The sequence below is a fragment of the Thioalkalivibrio sp. XN279 genome (assembly GCF_011089885.1).
Lineage (GTDB): Bacteria > Pseudomonadota > Gammaproteobacteria > Steroidobacterales > XN24 > XN24.
On sequence record NZ_JAANBD010000006.1, the window covers coordinates 133,936 to 149,902 of the forward strand.

13 protein-coding genes and 1 tRNA gene are annotated in these 15,967 nt (G+C 70.1%); 6 read left to right on the forward strand and 8 right to left on the reverse strand.

Annotation, left to right across the window (positions count from 1 at the left end):
• Positions 1-266: 266 nt before the first annotated feature.
• Positions 267-1,295 carry a class I SAM-dependent methyltransferase gene (locus G8346_RS00865; protein WP_166047250.1) on the reverse strand — a complete coding sequence of 343 codons (1,029 nt, stop codon included), beginning with the start codon at positions 1,293-1,295 and terminating at the stop codon, positions 267-269.
• A 96-nt stretch (positions 1,296-1,391) separates the two neighbouring features.
• On the opposite strand from G8346_RS00865, the gene G8346_RS00870 reads away from it, so the two are divergent.
• Positions 1,392-1,985: a hypothetical protein gene (locus tag G8346_RS00870; RefSeq protein WP_166047252.1), complete on the forward strand. Its 594-nt coding sequence runs from the start codon at positions 1,392-1,394 to the stop codon at positions 1,983-1,985.
• Between the two features lie 105 nt (positions 1,986-2,090).
• A complete protein-coding gene (locus tag G8346_RS00875) occupies positions 2,091-2,768 on the forward strand; it encodes a hypothetical protein (protein ID WP_166047254.1) in 678 nt (225 codons plus the stop codon).
• A gap of 87 nt (positions 2,769-2,855) precedes the next feature.
• Here G8346_RS00875 and G8346_RS00880 read toward each other — a convergent pair whose 3' ends face one another.
• A complete protein-coding gene (locus G8346_RS00880) occupies positions 2,856-4,751 on the reverse strand; it encodes a tetratricopeptide repeat-containing sulfotransferase family protein (protein WP_166047256.1) in 1,896 nt (631 codons plus the stop codon).
• Positions 4,752-4,857: 106 nt separating this feature from the next.
• Here G8346_RS00880 and recQ point away from each other — a divergent pair, with 106 nt between their 5' ends.
• Together recQ and G8346_RS00890 are read left to right on the forward strand one after the other, a co-directional pair.
• On the forward strand, positions 4,858-6,675 hold the full coding sequence (recQ, locus tag G8346_RS00885) for a DNA helicase RecQ (RefSeq protein ID WP_206202512.1): 1,818 nt from the start codon (positions 4,858-4,860) through the stop codon (positions 6,673-6,675).
• A gap of 158 nt (positions 6,676-6,833) precedes the next feature.
• Positions 6,834-8,345 carry an inorganic phosphate transporter gene (locus G8346_RS00890; protein ID WP_166047257.1) on the forward strand — a complete coding sequence of 504 codons (1,512 nt, stop codon included), beginning with the start codon at positions 6,834-6,836 and terminating at the stop codon, positions 8,343-8,345.
• Positions 8,346-8,358: 13 nt separating this feature from the next.
• Here the strand turns inward: G8346_RS00890 and G8346_RS00895 are convergent.
• A tRNA-Phe gene (locus G8346_RS00895) sits at positions 8,359-8,434 on the reverse strand.
• Positions 8,435-8,566: 132 nt separating this feature from the next.
• On the opposite strand from G8346_RS00895, the gene egtB reads away from it, so the two are divergent.
• Both egtB and egtD read left to right on the forward strand, forming a co-directional pair.
• A complete protein-coding gene (gene egtB, locus G8346_RS00900; protein WP_166047259.1) occupies positions 8,567-9,844 on the forward strand; it encodes an ergothioneine biosynthesis protein EgtB in 1,278 nt (425 codons plus the stop codon).
• A complete protein-coding gene (egtD, locus tag G8346_RS00905; RefSeq protein ID WP_166047262.1) occupies positions 9,844-10,842 on the forward strand; it encodes an L-histidine N(alpha)-methyltransferase in 999 nt (332 codons plus the stop codon). The genes egtB and egtD overlap by 1 nt, the downstream gene beginning before the upstream one ends.
• Here egtD and G8346_RS00910 read toward each other — a convergent pair.
• The 5 genes from G8346_RS00910 to G8346_RS00930 are packed head-to-tail and all read right to left on the reverse strand — an operon-like array spanning position 10,818 to position 15,965.
• Positions 10,818-11,093, reverse strand: a complete 276-nt coding sequence (locus G8346_RS00910; RefSeq protein WP_166047264.1) for an oxidative damage protection protein — start codon at positions 11,091-11,093, stop codon at positions 10,818-10,820. The genes egtD and G8346_RS00910 overlap by 25 nt on opposite strands.
• Positions 11,090-12,166 (reverse strand): A/G-specific adenine glycosylase, encoded by a 1,077-nt coding sequence (gene mutY, locus G8346_RS00915; protein WP_166047266.1) that lies wholly within the window; start codon positions 12,164-12,166, stop codon positions 11,090-11,092. The genes G8346_RS00910 and mutY overlap by 4 nt, the downstream gene beginning before the upstream one ends.
• Entirely contained in the window at positions 12,159-12,719 is a 561-nt protein-coding gene (locus G8346_RS00920) for an SRPBCC family protein (protein ID WP_166047268.1), read from the reverse strand. The genes mutY and G8346_RS00920 overlap by 8 nt, the downstream gene beginning before the upstream one ends.
• Complete coding sequence (locus tag G8346_RS00925) at positions 12,716-14,776, reverse strand: AsmA family protein (protein WP_166047270.1); 2,061 nt, start codon at positions 14,774-14,776, stop codon at positions 12,716-12,718. Before G8346_RS00925 ends, G8346_RS00920 begins: the two co-directional genes overlap by 4 nt.
• A 34-nt stretch (positions 14,777-14,810) precedes the next feature.
• Entirely contained in the window at positions 14,811-15,965 is a 1,155-nt protein-coding gene (locus G8346_RS00930) for an EAL domain-containing protein (RefSeq protein ID WP_166047271.1), read from the reverse strand.
• Positions 15,966-15,967: the final 2 nt, after the last annotated feature.

The following is a 15,967-nucleotide window of genomic DNA, read 5'->3' on the forward strand; positions in this document are numbered from 1 at the left end:
CCCGTCGCCGGAGACTAGCCTACTTTGTTGCCCCATGCCAACACCCGGGACCGATTTTTTTTCGGTTTTCCGCAGCGCGGAAACGCGGGGCTGGCCGCGCCCTGCGCCGCCGCGGCGGCTGGAACTTGTCCAGATTCATTGCATTGGCGCAGGGTCGCGCAGGCGGGCCCGGCCAGGGCCGGCAGCCCCGGCCACAACATGTAGGGCGTCTCTATTCCACAACAGACTGCCGGCTGGGGTTGTTGCGCTTATGCAACAACTGGGCGTCAGGGCCGGTGCGTGACCAGGGTCCAGCCGAGAAGGGTCTCGCCACGGTAGCGCAGCGGCGCCGCGGCCGGCGGCGCCAGCCCCGCGGCCTCCATTTCGGCCTGCACCTGCGCCATGCCCGCCTCGTCCCGCGCCGCCGAAACCAGGTCCGACATGCGCAGCCGGTAAGCCTCGGCCTCGCCTTCGATCTCGCCCCAGGCCCGCTCCAGGTTTGCCGGGGACGACCCCCGCGCCTGCTCGAGCAGGCGCAGCACCGCGGGCACCACGAACTCGAGGAAGCCTGCATCCTCCTGCAGCACTTCAGGCCGGCGCGCGTGCCGCTCCAGGCGCGCCGCCGCGGCCATCAATTCTTCGCGTACCTTCACTGCCCCCGGCGTCCAGTTCAGGCCGCCGCGCTGCGGACCCGGTTTCAGGCCGCGAAAGAGCTTGGTCATGCGCCGGCCGAGACGCAGGAAACGCTCCTCCGCCACGCACATCGACACCTGGCGGAGGCCCTCGCGCGCCTGGGACAGGATGGCCGAGTCAGCGTGGTGGACGATCATCGCCACGCGCCCGCCGGGCCGCAGGATGCGTGCGATCTCGCGGCTGCCTGCCGCCGTGTCGCCGTACTCGAAGCCGTACTGGCTGGTCACCAGGTCGACGCTGCCGTCGGCCAGGCCGGTCGCCTCCAGCGGCACGCCGCCGCGCAGGGCGATGGCATCGATGTCCGGCGCCAGCGCCGGCCACGCCGCCCGGATGCGCGCCGGGTCGATGGCTGCGCTGTCGACGCCGGTGATGCTGAAGACGCGATCGTTCTCGCGCGCGAAGCGCGCGGCCAGCAGCGCCACGGCGCCGTTGCCCGTGGCCAGGTCGACGACCGCAGCATCAGGGCCCAGGCGCTCGAACTGCGACCACCAGAAGTCACGGATCTCGGCGTCGTAGTTCTCGCTGAAGTGACCTTCAAAGGTCGTCAGCGTGCCGCGTTCCCAGAAGCGGCTCCACTCCTCCGCATCCAGGCGCTCGCGCACGCCCGCGGGTTTTTGTCCCATGCTGTTACTCTGCACGCTAGCGGCCCTGGCGTAGAATACCCGCTATTCCTCTTGTCAGCCCTGCGGCGCCGTCGCCCGGCGTCACGGAGAACAGCGATGCATCCCGATTCCATGTACCGTCCAGCATCATTGCCACCGCGCCGCCATGGCGTCCGGTGGCGCGGCAACCGGCTCATGGCAGCGGCGCTCGCGCTGGCAACCTGCCTGCCGCTGCACGCGGCGGACGATCCCGGCGCGACGACACGGGGGTTCATCAAGTGCCTCGAGCTGAGCGACCCGGCGGAACGGCTTGCCTGCTACGACCGCATGGCTGTGGCGGCCGTCGAACTCGGCCTCACCCTGCCCGGCGCCGGAAGCACGGCGCCCGCCGCGGTCGCGGCACCGAGTCCCGCGGCAACATCGCCCGAGACTCGGACCGCCACGGCGGTCGACGATTTCGGCCTCGAGCAGGAGAAGGCGCAGCAGGCGCTGGATTCCGTCACTGCCAACGTGATCGGCGGTTTCCGGGGCTGGAGCGGCGAGACGGTGTTCGAGCTGGACAACGGCCAGGTGTGGGAGCAGGCGGGATCGGGTCGCTATGAATACAGCGGCGAAGACCGCAGCGTGGTGATCGAGCGCGGCTTCCTCGGCAGCTTCTCGCTCAAGCCCGAGGGACTGAACCGCACGGTACGCGTCAAGCGCATCAAGTAGCGGAAATCCGAAGGCCTCATTCTTTGGAACAGTTCCCCGCGCTGCACTATAGTGCGGGGTGGCGGGCGTGCTGCGCGCCCAGGTGCTGCAAGCGAAGGAAAAACGATGGACAGACAGCTGAGCGAAATCGAGAAGACCTTTCACGATGCGCGGCAGGAACTCATCAGCGCCGCACAGCGCACGTACGAGGGCCTGCGGCGCGAACTGGACAAGCTGACCGCTCGGGCCAACAGGACGGCTGAGCGCGTCAACGACCTGGCTCACCGCCTGCAGGAACAGGCGCAGAAGGCCGTGAACGAGGGCTCCAAGGCCGCGGCCACCCAGGCCAAGCGGATCGAGGGGATGCTGACCGACGCCCGCAAGGAACTGGACGCGGTCAGCAAGGACCAGAAGTGGCTGAAGACGGAAGCGGCGCGCGCTTATGACTACCTGCGCCGCGTCAGCGGGATCGACCGCGCCGTCGCGGCCGTGGAAAAGGAATGGGCGAAGCGCACCGGCGCGCCGGCGAAGAAGAAGGCCACGCGCAAGCGCAAGACCACGACGAAGAAGAAAGCGGCCACGAAGAAAAAGGCGGCGAGCAAGAAGAAGGCCGCCGCCAAGAAGAAACCGGCCACGAAGAAGAAGGTCGCGAGCAAGAAGAAAGCTGCCAGCAAAAAGAAGCCGGCCAGCAAGAAAAAGACCACCACGCGCAAGAAAGCGGCCACGAAGAAAAAGGCGGCTCCGCGCAAGAAAGCAGCCAGCAAGAAGAAGGCCGCGAGCAAGAAGAAGACGGCGGCAAGCTGAACTGATTGAGCTTGGGGGAAACATGGGGCGGCAGTCCGCAGGGATTGCCGCCTTTTCCTTGGCCTCTTTAGCCTCCCGCGCCCGTGCTCAGCCGCCCGGCGGCGCCGGGCCGGCGACGTCCAGGCTCTGGCGCAGCGCGCCGAGGTGCGCGGCATAATCGCGGTGCCACCCGTCCCGACCCTCGCAGGCCGCATCCTCGCCCTCGACCGGCGCTGAGGCCGCGGCCGACGCCACCGACGGGTCCCACTCGAGGCCGAGAAACTCTATGATGCGGCGCCCCTGCGCCTCCCGGTCCGCTGCCAGCGCACCGTAATCCACCTCCAGCATGGACAGGCGCGTGGTTTCACGCCAGTGAGCCATGAGGCGGAGGTGGTCGGCATGGAAGCGCCCGAAGTCTTCAAAGGCCCCTGAAAACGGTGCCGGCAGGCCGGAGAACGTCCTGAAATGACAGCCGAGGCCCGCGTCCATCGGGTCGCGCACGCAATGGATGATCCGCGCCCGGGGGAACATCAGTTCTATCAGGCCGATGTGCAGGCAGTTCAGCCACATCGAGTCCACGATGCGGCGCGCACTCTCGTCGGCGACGAACAGGCGCGCCAGGTAGGCCGCCGACAACTCGCGCAATTCCCGCTCGCGCAGCAGCCTGATGCATTCCGGATAGGCCAGCCCGACATTGTTGTAGCGGCTGGTGCGACCGGCGCCGAGGTCGATATGCGGCAATGCCCCGGCATGGGCGCCGCGCCGGTGCGCGCCAATCATCGCGCCCACGCTCGCCTGGCCGGCGCAAGGCAGCCCGACGACGAACACCGGCACTTCGGAGTTGGAACCCCGCGGCAGGCTGTCCAGCAACTCCCGGTCGAAGACCTCGATCAGGCGCGTCACGAGCGCCTCGTTCGCGGCCGGCTCGTAACGCGCCGGGCGCAGGCGGTTGGCGCGGCGATGCTGGGCAAAAGCGCGGTCGTGCTCCCCACGTGCGTCCAGCAGCTCCCCGAGCAGCCGGTGCGCCGGCGCCAGCTCGCGCGCGGGCGCCGGGCGCTTCACCAGGTCGGCCAGGTGCAGCAAGGCCTCGGCCGGCCTTCCCACCGCCTGCAGTGCGCGAGCATAAGCGACGTGCAGGCACGGCGCGGCGTCGCCGCGCGCCGCGCGCGGGGCAATGAATTCCAGCGCCTGGGGTGCGTGACCCAGGGCGATGAGCACGCCGGCCAGCCCCGCGGCCGCCCGGGCATGCGCCGGGTCCAGCTCCAGTGCAACCTCGTAGCCGGCCAGCGCCAGCTCCAGGTCGCGCATGGCCTCGAGAGACATGGCGAGGCCGCAATACACCTCCGGGTCCTCGTCCCCGGCGGCCACCAGGCGACGATAGGCGGTGATGGCCTCATCCAGCCGGCCCAGCTCGAACAAGGCCAGCGCCAGCGTGACCTGGCCCTCGCGATGGGACAGCTCGCGCTGGATCCCGGTCTGCAGGTAAGGCACGGCCAGGTCGGGGCGGCGCTGCGCGAAAAACATCTTACCCAGCGAGAGGTTGGCAAGCCCGTGCTCGCGATCGTGCTGGATGGCGCGATGAAAGCACTGCTCGGCATCCACGCGCCGCTCGCCCTGGAACAGCACGTGCCCGAGGTTGGCCCAGGCGTCGGAATACTCGCGGTCGCCCTCCGTCGCCTCGCGGAACGCCGCTTCGGCCCCGGCCAGGTCGCCGTCCCGCAGCAGCATCCGGCCCAGCAGGTTGAGGCCCCGCGGGTTGCCGGGCTCGATCGTGCGTGCCCGGGCGATCCAGCTCTCGACCTCTTCGAAGCGTGCCTGGCGGAAGCGCAGCTCGGCCATCAGCAGGCAGGCCTGGCAGCTGTCCGGGCGCTCTTCCAGCACCTCGCCGCAGAGCTGCTCCACTTCCTTCAGATGGCCGTCCTTGAACGCCCGCTCCGCCTTCTGCAGGTCGATGATGACCCGGCGCCCCGTCTTCGCCCTGGACTTGCCCTGGAGCAGGCTCATGCGCGTGTGCTCTTGCTGCGACTGGCGTCGATTGTACCTAAAGGCCGGGCCGCTTCCGTGCGGCAGTTATCATGTACTGCCGGCCCGACGCCGCAGCCGCCAGTGCATGCCGATGCCTTCTCCCGCCCTGAACGAAACCATCGACGCCACGCTGCAGCGCGTATTCGGCTTTTCCGCTTTCCGGCCGCCACAACGCGAGATCGTCGCCGGACTGGTGGCCGGGGAGGATGCCTTCGTCCTGATGCCCACCGGGGGCGGGAAATCGATCTGCTATCAGCTGCCGGCGCTGCACCGCGCCGGCACCGCGATCGTCGTCTCCCCGCTGATATCGCTGATGAAAGACCAGGTCGACGCCCTGCTCGCCAACGGCGTGGCCGCCGCCTTCTACAACTCCTCGCTGGAAGCCGATGCGGCGCGGCGCACGCTGGCCCGGCTGCATGCGGGCGAGCTCGACCTGCTGTACGTGGCCCCGGAGACCCTGATGGGCGATTCTTTCCTCGCCCGTCTCGACGACATCCGCCTCGCGCTGTTCGCCGTGGACGAGGCGCATTGCGTGTCGCAGTGGGGCCATGACTTCCGCCCGGAGTACGTGCAGCTGGGCGCACTGCGCGCGCGCTTCCCCGGCGTGCCGCTGGTCGCGCTCACGGCCACGGCAGACCCGCAGACCCGCGAGGACATCGTGCGCGTGCTCGGCCTCGGGCATGCGCAACGCTACGTGGCGAGCTTCGACCGGCCCAACATCCGCTACACCGTGCGCGAGAAGCACCAGCCCTTCGAGCAGCTGGCGCGCTTCCTCGACACGCGCCCCGGCGAGTCGGGGATCATCTATGCGCTCTCGCGCCGCCGGGTGGACGAGCTGGCGGCCAAGCTGGCGACGCGCGGCACGCGTGCGGCGGCTTACCACGCCGGGCTGGGCGCGGCGGAGCGGTCGCGCGTGCAGGAGGCTTTCCTGCGCGACGAGCTCGAGGTGGTGGTGGCCACGGTGGCCTTCGGCATGGGCATCGACAAGCCCAACGTGCGCTTCGTGGTGCATTACGACATGCCGAAGAACATCGAGGGCTATTACCAGGAGACGGGGCGGGCGGGACGAGACGGCCTGCCGGCGGAGGCGTTGCTGCTGTTCGGCGCGCAGGACGTGGCCACGGCGCGCAGCCTGGTGGAGCGCAGCGAAAACCCGGAGCGCCAGCGCATCGAGCTGCACAAGCTGAACGCCATGGCCGCGCTGGCGGAAAGCCTGACCTGCCGGCGCCGCGTGCTGCTGGGCTATTTCGGCGAGCGGCTGGAGCATGACTGCGGCAACTGCGACATCTGCCTGGACCCGCCGGAGCGCTTCGACGCCACCGAGGATGCGCGCAAGGCGTTGTCCTGCGTCTATCGCCTCAACCAGGGCTACGGGCTGAAGTACGTGGTCGACGTGCTGCGCGGCGGGCGCAGCGAGCGCATCCTCGCGGCCGGGCATGATCGCCTCTCGACCTGGGGCATCGGCGCGCACCACGGGGCGCAGGAATGGGCCTCCATCATCCGCCAGCTGATCCACCGCGGTTACCTGGAGCAGGACATCGAGCGCTACTCCGTGCTCCGGCTCACCCCGGCGGCGCGCCCGCTGCTGCGCGGCGAGGAGACGCTGGAGCTGGCGCGGCCGCGCGTCAAGGCCGCGGCGAAGCGCAAGGCGCCGAAAGCGGCCGCGGGCGGTCCCTACGACGAGACCCTGTTCGAGGCGCTCAGGGCGCTGCGCAAGGCGCTCGCGGACGCGCAGGGCGTGCCGCCCTACATCGTGTTCGGCGACGCCACGCTGGTGGAGATGGCGCGCCGGCGGCCGGCCACGCCTGGTGAATTGCTGGAAGTCAGCGGCGTCGGCCAGAAGAAGCTGGAACGCTACGGCGCCGACTTCCTCGCCGCCATCCGGGAGCATTCCGGCGCCTGAGGGCCGCGCTGCGGGGAAGGCCGCGGCAGATTGATCCCGCGCATTGCCCTTTGCGCGGGCCTCCCCCACAATCCCTGAAATATTTCAGTTTTGTTACAGGCCGGTGACCATGCCGGCCTGTTGCGTTCTCCGCCCGCACCATCCAGCGCCCCGAATTTATGGCTAAACCGGCACTAGACAAGGATCTCAAGCGTCTCAGCCGGCTCGAGGAAGGGGTGCGCGGCATGTCGCGCGGGATGGTGCCGCTCAGCCTCGCCCTGCTGTTCCTGGTCATCGTGGGTGTCACCGTGGCTGCGGTCGTCGGGGTCGGCGGCAGCCTGGCCATCATCGTGGCCGCCAGCGTCATCGGCGGTTACATGGCGCTCAACATCGGCGCCAACGACGTGGCCAACAACATGTCGCCGGCCGTCGGCTCGCGCGCCCTGCACATCGGTGTCGCAGTGCTGATCGCTGCGATCTTCGAGGCCGCAGGGGCCATTCTCGCCGGCGGCGACGTGGTCAGGACGGTCTCGGGGGGCATCATCCGGCCGGATCTCATGCCCGACACCAGCGCCTTCACCGTCGCCATGCTGTCCGCGCTGTTCGCAGCGGCGCTGTGGATCAACCTGGCGACCTGGCTCGGCGCGCCGGTCTCCACGACCCACTCGGTTGTCGGCGGCGTGCTCGGCGGCGGCGTCGCCATGGCGGGTCTCGGCGCGGCTGACTGGGACGTCGTGGCCCGGATCGTCGCCAGCTGGGTGGTCTCTCCCGTGCTCGGCGGCCTGATCGCTGCCGGCTTCCTGCTCTACATCAAGCTGAAGATCCTCTACGTGCCGGACCAGCTCGAGCAGGCGCGCCGCAGGGTGCCCCTGCTGGTCGCCATCATGGCGGGCGCCTTCGCCAGCTACCTGATGCTCAAGGGTTTCTCGAGAATCTGGAAAGTCCCGCTCTGGATCGCACTGAGCGGCGGGTTGACGGTGGCGTTCATGACCTTGATGTGGGTGCAGCCGGTCATCGCTCGCATGACTCACGGCAAACCATCGAACCGCGGCACGGTCGGCACCCTGTTCACGATCCCCGTGATCTGCGGCGCGGCGCTGCTGTCCTTCGCGCATGGCGCCAACGACGTCGCCAACGCCATCGGCCCGCTCGCGGCCATCCACGCCTCCGTGACCGAAGGGGGCATCGTCAGCGTGGCTGCGATACCGCCCTGGATTCTCCTCATCGGCGCTTTCGGCATAGCCACCGGGCTGTTGTTGTACGGGCCCAAGCTGATCCGCACCGTCGGCTCAAAGATCACCAAGCTGAACCGCATCCGTGCCTTTTGCGTCACCCTCTCGGCGGCGATCACGGTGATCATCGCCTCCGCGCTGGGCTTGCCGGTGAGCTCCACCCACATCGCCATCGGCGCCCTGTTCGGCGTAGGGTTCCTGCGCGAATTCATGGTCAACCGCCGCAACGGGCGCAGCGGGCTCGACACCATGCCGTTCGAGGCGCCCGGGACGGCAGCAGAGCAGCCGGACCCGCAGGGCGGCGGGGCTGCGCCGGAACAGAAGCTGCGCAAGCGCTACCTGGTCAGGCGCAGGCACCTGCTGACGATCGTGGCGGCCTGGTTGGTGACGGTGCCGGCGAGCGCCGCGGTGGCGGCCGTGCTGGCACTGGCACTGGCCCGGGTGGGCCTGCCGCTCTAGCGCCGTGGAGAGATGGTGGCCAGGGGCAGAATCGAACTGCCGACACCGTGATTTTCAGTCACGTGCTCTACCAACTGAGCTACCTGGCCGCCGGTGAGAGGCGCGTATTAGACCCGCGCCGCCGCGCGCCAGTCAAGGCGAGCGCGGGAGGCCGGCGCTTTTGACCCGCCTCCGGCCGACCGTCTACCCTGTGGGTCGGCCCGCTCACCCCGATCAACGCCATGAGCATACCCTCGCCCCTGGCGCCGCCGCTGGCGCCGCCGCTGCCGGCCGCGCCCCTGAGCGACCGCTACGCCGACGTGCGCGCCCGCACCGAGGCGCTGGTCGCGCCGCTGTCCGCCGAGGACGCCTGTGTGCAGAGCATGCCCGACGCCAGCCCGGCGAAGTGGCACCTGGCGCACACCACCTGGTTCTTCGAGCATTTCGTGCTCGCCGGCCGCCTGCCCGGCTACCAGGTGTTCCACGAGCGCTTCGGCTACCTGTTCAACTCCTATTACTTCACCGTGGGCCAGATGCACCTGCGCCCGCGCCGCGGCCTGGTGACGCGACCTTCGCTGGGCGAGGTGCTCGGCTACCGCGCGCATGTGGACGAGGCCATGAACCGGCTGCTGCAAAACGGGGCCGGCGATGCGGAGCTCGAGCAGCTCGTCACCCTGGGTACGCACCACGAGCAACAGCACCAGGAGCTGCTGCTCACCGACATCAAGCACCTGCTGGCGCAGAATCCCCTGCTGCCGGCTTACGCCGAGGCGCGCCCGGGGCCGCCGCATGCAGCCGTCCCGCTTGAGTGGATTCCCGGGCAGGCCGGCATCGTCGAGATCGGCCACGCGGGTGACGGCTTCGCCTTCGACAACGAGACCCCGCGGCATCGCGCCCTGTTGCGCGACCACGCACTCGCCTCGCGGCCCGTGACCAATGCCGAGTACCGCGAGTTCATTGCGGATGGGGGCTATGCCGAAACCGGCCTGTGGCTGTCAGACGGCTGGTCGACGGTAATGGCAGAGGGCTGGGAGCGCCCGCTCTACTGGCAGGAGGACCTGGAGCATGCCTTCACCCTCCATGGCGTGCAGCCAATTGATCCTGCGGCACCGGTGGCGCACCTGAGCTATTACGAGGCCGACGCCTTCGCGCGCTGGGCCGGCGCCCGCCTGCCCACCGAGTTCGAATGGGAGGCCGCCGCCGCGCGCGAGCCGGTGACGGGCACCTTCGCCGACAGCGGAGCGCTGGAACCCCGCGCCGGGACGCCCGGACCCGGGCTGCGCCAGCTCTACGGCGATGCCTGGGAATGGACCGCGAGCCCCTATGCGCCCTATCCCGGCTTCCGGCCGCTGGCGGGTTCGCTGGGCGAGTACAACGGGAAGTTCATGTGCAGCCAGATGGTCCTGCGCGGGGGGTCCTGCGCCACCCCCGCCGGGCACGTCCGGCCCACCTACCGTAATTTCTTCTATCCCACGCAGCGCTGGCAGTTCAGCGGCCTGCGCCTCGCCAGGGACGCGTGATGAGCGAGAACCTCGGCACCATGACGGACTTCAGCCCCGATGATTCCGTGATGCTCAAGGACGTGCTGCGCGGCCTGGCGCTGCCGCAGAAGAACATCCCCTCGCTGTATTTCTACGACCAGCGCGGCTCCGAGCTGTTCGACGCCATTACGGAGTTGCCCGAGTATTACCCTACGCGCACCGAGATCGGCATTCTCGAGCGCCACGGCGCGGAGATGGCGGCCGCGCTCGGCCCCGGGGTGCGCCTGATCGAACTGGGTTCCGGCTCGGCGCTGAAAACGGAGCTGCTGCTGGGCCGGCTGGAAGATCCGGCAGCCTATGTGCCGGTGGAGATTTCGCGCGAGCACCTGCTGGCGGCCGCGGCGCGCATCGCCGCCGACTTCCCCGACCTCGAAGTCATGCCGGTGACGGCGGACTTCACGGAGCCCTTCGACCTGCCGGAACCGGCCCGCCGCCGGGTCGAGCGCAACGTGGCCTTCTTCCCCGGCTCGACCATCGGCAACTTCCCCCGCGGCATGGCGGCGGACCTGCTTGCCGCCACCTGCCGCGAAGTCGGCGCCGGCGGCGCCATGCTCATCGGCGTCGACCTGGTGAAAGACCGCGCCACCCTGGAACGGGCCTACAACGACGCGGCCGGGGTGACCGCCCAGTTCAACCTGAACCTGCTGGTCCGCCTGAACCGCGAGCTCGGCGCAGACTTCGACGTCGCCGCGTTCCGCCACCAGGCAGTGTGGGACGAGGATGCGGCGCGCATCGAGATGCGCCTGGTCAGCACCCGCGCGCAACGGGTGCAGGTCGCCGGGAGGCCATTCGAGTTCGCCGCCGGAGAAGTCCTCGTGACCGAGTACTCACACAAGTACACGCCCGCGGTTTTCCGCAGCCTGGCCGAAGGCGCCGGGTTCCGCGTGGCCCGGACCTGGACGGACCCGGAAGGCCTGTTCTCGGTCCAGCTGCTGGAAGTCCCCGGCGCGGCTCAGGACTCTTCTGGCGGCACGTAGCCCTCGGGCGCGGCGGCGCCGCCGCCGAAGAAGAACTGCTCCATCTGCTCGCGCAGGAACTCGCGCGCCTGCGGCTCGATGACGACCAGGCGGTACTCGTTGATGAGCATGGTCTGGTGCGCCAGCCACTGCTGCCACGCCTGCTTCGACACCTGCTCGTAGATGCGCTGCCCGAGCTCGCCCGGATAGGGTGGGCGGTCCAGGCCCTCGGCCTCGCGGCCGAGCAGCACGCAATTGACGGTTCTGGTCATGGTGATTTCCTTGTTGCTGGCCCTGCATCGGGCCCGTCCAGCGCCGCGATCAACCGTTCCACCACGGCGGCGAGCCCCAGCTTCGCCGGAGAGCGGGCGTTATACCAGACCCACCGGCCGCTCTCCATCAGCCGCGGCGCCGCGCCGTCGAGGCGGGCGCGCAGCGGGGTGATCTCGAGTTCGAAATGCGTGAAACCGTGCCGCACCCGTGCGAGCGGCGGCTCCGTCCGCACCGGCGCGCCCAGCACCCGCCGACCCCAGCTCTCCGGGTTCTCCTCGCCCAGTTCCGGCGGACACCACAGCCCGCCCCAGACGCCGGCCGCCGGGCGCTGCTCCAGCAGCACCGCGCCGCTCTTATCCCGCAGCAGGAGCATGCGCGCGTGCCGCAGCGGGCGCGGCCGGCGCGGGCGCGGCGCGGGATACTCGGACTGGCGGCCTTCCCGGCGCGCCGCGCACAGCGCCGCCACCGGGCACTTCGCACAGGCCGGGTTGGCGCGCCGGCACAGGGTCGCGCCGAGGTCCATGATGGCCTGGGTGTAGTCACCCACCCGCCGCGCCGGGGTGTGCGTCTCGGCCAGCGCCCACAGCCGGCGCTCGACCGCGGCCTGGCCCGGCCAGCCGGGAACTGCATGCACCCGCGCCAGCACCCGCTTCACGTTGCCGTCCAGGATGGGGTGACGCCGGCCGTGCGCCATGGCGAGGATGGCGCCGGCCGTGGAACGGCCGATGCCGGGCAGCGCCTGCAGGGCCTCGAGATCCTGCGGCAGCTCACCACCATGCTCCAGGACTACCCGTTGCGCGGCGCGGTGCAGGTTGCGCGCCCGCGCGTAGTAGCCCAGCCCCGACCAGAGGTGCAGCACCTCGTCGAGCGGCGCGGCCGCGAGCGCCTCCACGGTGGGGAAACGCTGCATGAAGCGCTCGAAGTAAGACGCTGCGGTTGCGACCTGGGTCTGCTGCAACATGATCTCGGACACCCAGGTGCGGTAGGCACTGCGCTCGCGCTGCCACGGCAGGTCGTGCCGGCCGCAGCGATCGAACCACTCCAGCAGGGCCGCGGCGAAAGCGTCAGTCATCGCTCGCCATGGCGCGCCGATCAACTTCCAGCATGGTCTCGCGGGTCATCCGTTCCACCGCGTCCAGCAGCAGTGCCGGACCGAGCATGGGCAAGGGCTCGAACGCCGGCACGAACCGGGTCTGGTATTCCAGCAGCGCGCCGTCGCCGTCCGGCGTGAAGCGCCAGGAAGTGGCGCCCGAGCGGAACGAGCCGCGTCGCGGCACGTCCACCGCGTGCAGCGTATGGCCTTCCACGCGGATGTGCTCCACGCGGTGCATCTCGCGGCAGAACAGCAGGACACAGGCCTCCGAACGCAGGTAGACCTCCTCGACCCCGGGCGCCACCAGGCCGAGGGAGCGGCTTTCCAGCAAATTGGGATGGAGCTCGTGGATGCGCTCGTAATCGGTCAGGACCCCCAGCACGGCGTCGGCCCCGGCGCTGAACCGGGCCTCGATCCGCAGCATGTACTCCTCGCCCTCATGCCGGCTCTCCACCGCCAGCAGCTCGAAAGCGCCAGCAGGCGCGCACAGCAGGCAGGCAGCCGCGACAGCCAGCAGGCGCCCCGGGTTCATCCGTCCGGACGCAGGCGGTCGCGCAGCTTGCGCAGCGGATCGAGGGCGCGCTCCTTGAGTTTCTCCACTGCTTCGTCCTTGAGCAGCTCCGCCACGTCCACGCTGACCTTGGGCGACGCCAGCTCGCCGCTCAGGCGCAGCGGGATCCGCGCGCCGGCCAGCTCGCTACGCTCTCCCGTGGTCTCGTCGACCGCCTCGCGAATCACCGTCGCGGTCAGCCGATAGTCCAGCGTCCCCGCCGCCAGGTCCACCGCGCCCCGGCCCGCCAGCGCAATGAAGGGCAGGCCGCCGACCAGGTCCTCGTTGACCAGCTGCCCGTCGCGGATGACGGCGGTGCCGCTGAGTTCGCGGAACTCGGTGTCCGGGGAGGTTTTCTCCGGCACCGGCCGGCCCTTGGCAAGCGCATAGGCGCGCTGGATCTCGAACCACAGGTTGACGCCGCGGAAATAGCCGTCGCTGAGCTGGAAGCCGACGTTGCCGTCCAGGCCGGACAACAGGCCGGCCGTGGTGGCGGCCGACGTCGCCAGGTCTGCTTCCAGCCGTGCGACGCCGGTCAGCCGCTCGAAGTCCGCCAGGTCGGTGGTGAAGGGCTGCAGCTGGAGTCCCTCCAGCGACTGCCGCAGCCGCAGCGTGGCCGGTGCGCGGCGCGCGTCAATGACTGCGCTGCCGCGCGCCTCGCCCTCGTAGAGGTCGGCCGAGAGCGGTTCCAGCGCCAGGCGTCCTTCCTTCACCACGGCTCGCGTCTCCACCGCCGCCAGCCTGAGACCCGACACGACCACGCTGCCGGCGCGCAGCCCCAGGTCCAGGTCCAGTGCCTGCAGCCAGTCGAACGCCAGCGGCGTGTCCTCGGTCGGCGCCGCGGCCGCGGTCTCGTCGGCCTCCGGGCCCAGGTAGCGGTCGAGGTCGATCGTGTCCAGCGCCAGCTCGCCCCGGACACGGTTCACCTCTCCGGGCGTCAGCGCCAGCCGGCCTTCCAGGTTGCTGTCGTCGAGCACCAGCCGCACGTCCTCCAGCGCCAGCGTCCCCGCCGCGAAGCGCATCTCCGCGCTCAGCGCGAGCCGCCCCAGCACGGCAGGATCGCGGGTCTGCGGCGGCGCCTCGCCAAGGTTGCGCAACAGCTCGCGCGGCGAGAATTCGGCCACCTCCAGCTGTCCGTCGAACTCCGGCGTTTCCATCAGGCCACGTCCCTGCAGCCCCGCGGTGGCGCGCAGCCCCGCCGCATCCAGCACCAGCTGCGGCAGGTCCAGGGTCTGGGCGGCAAGATCGACGACCAGCCGGGGCACCTCTACGCGCGCCGCCTGCTGGCCTCCGGGCAGCGTGGCGCCCGTGGCATCGACCTGCAGCACGAACTCGCTCATTTCCAGGCCGGAGCCGCCCGCGTGCAACAGCAACACCGTTTCGAGCCGGCCCTGCACGCGGGTCGCGCCCGCGTCGAGCGCCAGCGTGACCTCGGCCTCGAGGTCGAACGGCTGGCCCGGCGACAGGGGACCGGTGGTGAGACGCGGCACGCCGATCTCGACCACGCGGCCATCGCCGAGGTGCTCGTAGCGCACGTTGACGTCGCGCACCTCCAGGCCGTCGATGCGGGTGAACTGGAAACCCGTCCCGGCCTGCCCCCCGGCGGGTGGCGCCCCGCCCGCGCCGGTGTCTTCCTCGCCGGCCGCATCACGCCAGTTGGCGCTGCCGTCGGCACGCTCCACCAGATGGAGCTGCAGCCCTTCGAGCCGCAGCTTGCTGACCTCGAGTCGACGCGACAACAACGGCATCACCCGGGCGCCGATGGCGGCGGACTCGATCTCGACGAAGGGCTCGTCGCCGAAACCCGGCGGATTGCCGAGGCTCATGCGCCCCACCTCGAAGCCGATGGTGGGGAAGAAGCTCAGCGAGATGTCGCCCTCGATGCGCGCGCTGCGGCCGGTCTCTGCACTGATGGCCTGCGTGATGCGGTCGCGGTAGTCGGCCGGGTCGACCACGAACATGATCAGTGCGGCAGCAGCCAGCACCAGCACGACCAGCACGGCGAATACGCCGAGAACAATCTTCAGCACCCGGGACATCAGAGCTTCCTCCCGGCCCTGCCGCGGCGGCGGCCTAGAGCCATTGCGTGGCAGCCACCTGGAATGCCGCCGCCGGCAAGGGCCGGCTGATGTGGAATCCCTGCACTCTCGCGCAGCCCTCGGCGTGGAGAAAGTCCAGCGCCTCGCGCGTCTCGACGGCTTCGGCGCAGGTCTCCAGCCCCAGCGCCGCGGCGAGGAGCAGGATGCCGCGCACCAGGTGCCGCGCGTCCTCGTCCTCCTCCAGTCGCCCGACCAGGCTGCGATGAATCTTCAGCTCGCTGAACGGCGTGCGATAGAGGTCCGCCAGCGACGAGACGCCGACGCCGAAGTGCTCCAGCGCCAGCCCGAAACCATGCACCCGCAGGCGCGCCAGCATGCCGAGAAAATCCGCCGACGCCGTGGCAAGGGACGGCTCGGGAATCTCCAGCAGCAGCGCGCCCGGCGGCACGTCGTACTCCGCCATCAGCCGCGACAGGCGTTCCGGGAACTCCGGGTCGCTGACCAGTGACGGCGTGATATTGACGCTGATCCGGAACGGCATCTTGTTCTGGTGCCACACACTGAGCTGTTGCACCGCGGTCTGCAGCACGCAGTCCGTGATCACCACGATCTGCCCCGCCGCCTCGGCCACGGGGACGAATGCCCCCGGCATGACCAGGCCGAGTTCGGGATGCGCCCACCGCGCCAGCGCCTCGGCGCCCGCGGCCCGCCAGCCGTCGACGCTCCGTTTCAGCTGCAGCTGGTACCACGCGGTCATTTCGCCGCGCATCACGGCGCCGGCGATGTCCGCGGCCGAGAAGCCCATCTCGCCGACGATGATGCGCAGCGCGACCTCCAGGCCCTCCGGCGTGAGCGGCTTCGCCAGCATGCCTTCGATTTTGATTTCGGCTTCGGCGGCCACCTGCCGCAGGGCCTGCACCTCGGCATCGTCCGGTGCGCCGAGCAGCAGCAGCGCAGCCCCGTTTCTGGCCACCGCGCGCACCGCTTCATCCCCCGGGGGCACGACCACGGCCGGATCGATGATCACGGCGTCCGGGGCGAACTCGCCCAGCACCGCCTGGATGCCGTCACCGCGCCGCAGCCAGCGCACCAGCAGCCCGAACGCCGCGGCGGCCTCGTCCAGGGCCTGGCCGGCGAAGTCGTCGTCCGCGACGATGAGCACGCGGCGTGTGCGTATGGGCTGGTCCATGG

What these genes read in the sequence shown, in the direction of transcription:
- G8346_RS00865 (WP_166047250.1), bottom strand. Translation starts at nt 1,295, where the DNA reads ATGGGACAAAAACCCGCGGGCGTGCGCGAGCGCCTGGATGCGGAGGAG.
- G8346_RS00870 (WP_166047252.1), top strand. Translation starts at nt 1,392, where the DNA reads ATGCATCCCGATTCCATGTACCGTCCAGCATCATTGCCACCGCGCCGC.
- G8346_RS00875 (WP_166047254.1), top strand. Translation starts at nt 2,091, where the DNA reads ATGGACAGACAGCTGAGCGAAATCGAGAAGACCTTTCACGATGCGCGG.
- G8346_RS00880 (WP_166047256.1), bottom strand. Translation starts at nt 4,751, where the DNA reads ATGAGCCTGCTCCAGGGCAAGTCCAGGGCGAAGACGGGGCGCCGGGTC.
- recQ (WP_206202512.1), top strand. Translation starts at nt 4,858, where the DNA reads ATGCCGATGCCTTCTCCCGCCCTGAACGAAACCATCGACGCCACGCTG.
- G8346_RS00890 (WP_166047257.1), top strand. Translation starts at nt 6,834, where the DNA reads ATGGCTAAACCGGCACTAGACAAGGATCTCAAGCGTCTCAGCCGGCTC.
- egtB (WP_166047259.1), top strand. Translation starts at nt 8,567, where the DNA reads ATGAGCATACCCTCGCCCCTGGCGCCGCCGCTGGCGCCGCCGCTGCCG.
- egtD (WP_166047262.1), top strand. Translation starts at nt 9,844, where the DNA reads ATGAGCGAGAACCTCGGCACCATGACGGACTTCAGCCCCGATGATTCC.
- G8346_RS00910 (WP_166047264.1), bottom strand. Translation starts at nt 11,093, where the DNA reads ATGACCAGAACCGTCAATTGCGTGCTGCTCGGCCGCGAGGCCGAGGGC.
- mutY (WP_166047266.1), bottom strand. Translation starts at nt 12,166, where the DNA reads ATGACTGACGCTTTCGCCGCGGCCCTGCTGGAGTGGTTCGATCGCTGC.
- G8346_RS00920 (WP_166047268.1), bottom strand. Translation starts at nt 12,719, where the DNA reads ATGAACCCGGGGCGCCTGCTGGCTGTCGCGGCTGCCTGCCTGCTGTGC.
- G8346_RS00925 (WP_166047270.1), bottom strand. Translation starts at nt 14,776, where the DNA reads ATGTCCCGGGTGCTGAAGATTGTTCTCGGCGTATTCGCCGTGCTGGTC.
- G8346_RS00930 (WP_166047271.1), bottom strand. Translation starts at nt 15,965, where the DNA reads ATGGACCAGCCCATACGCACACGCCGCGTGCTCATCGTCGCGGACGAC.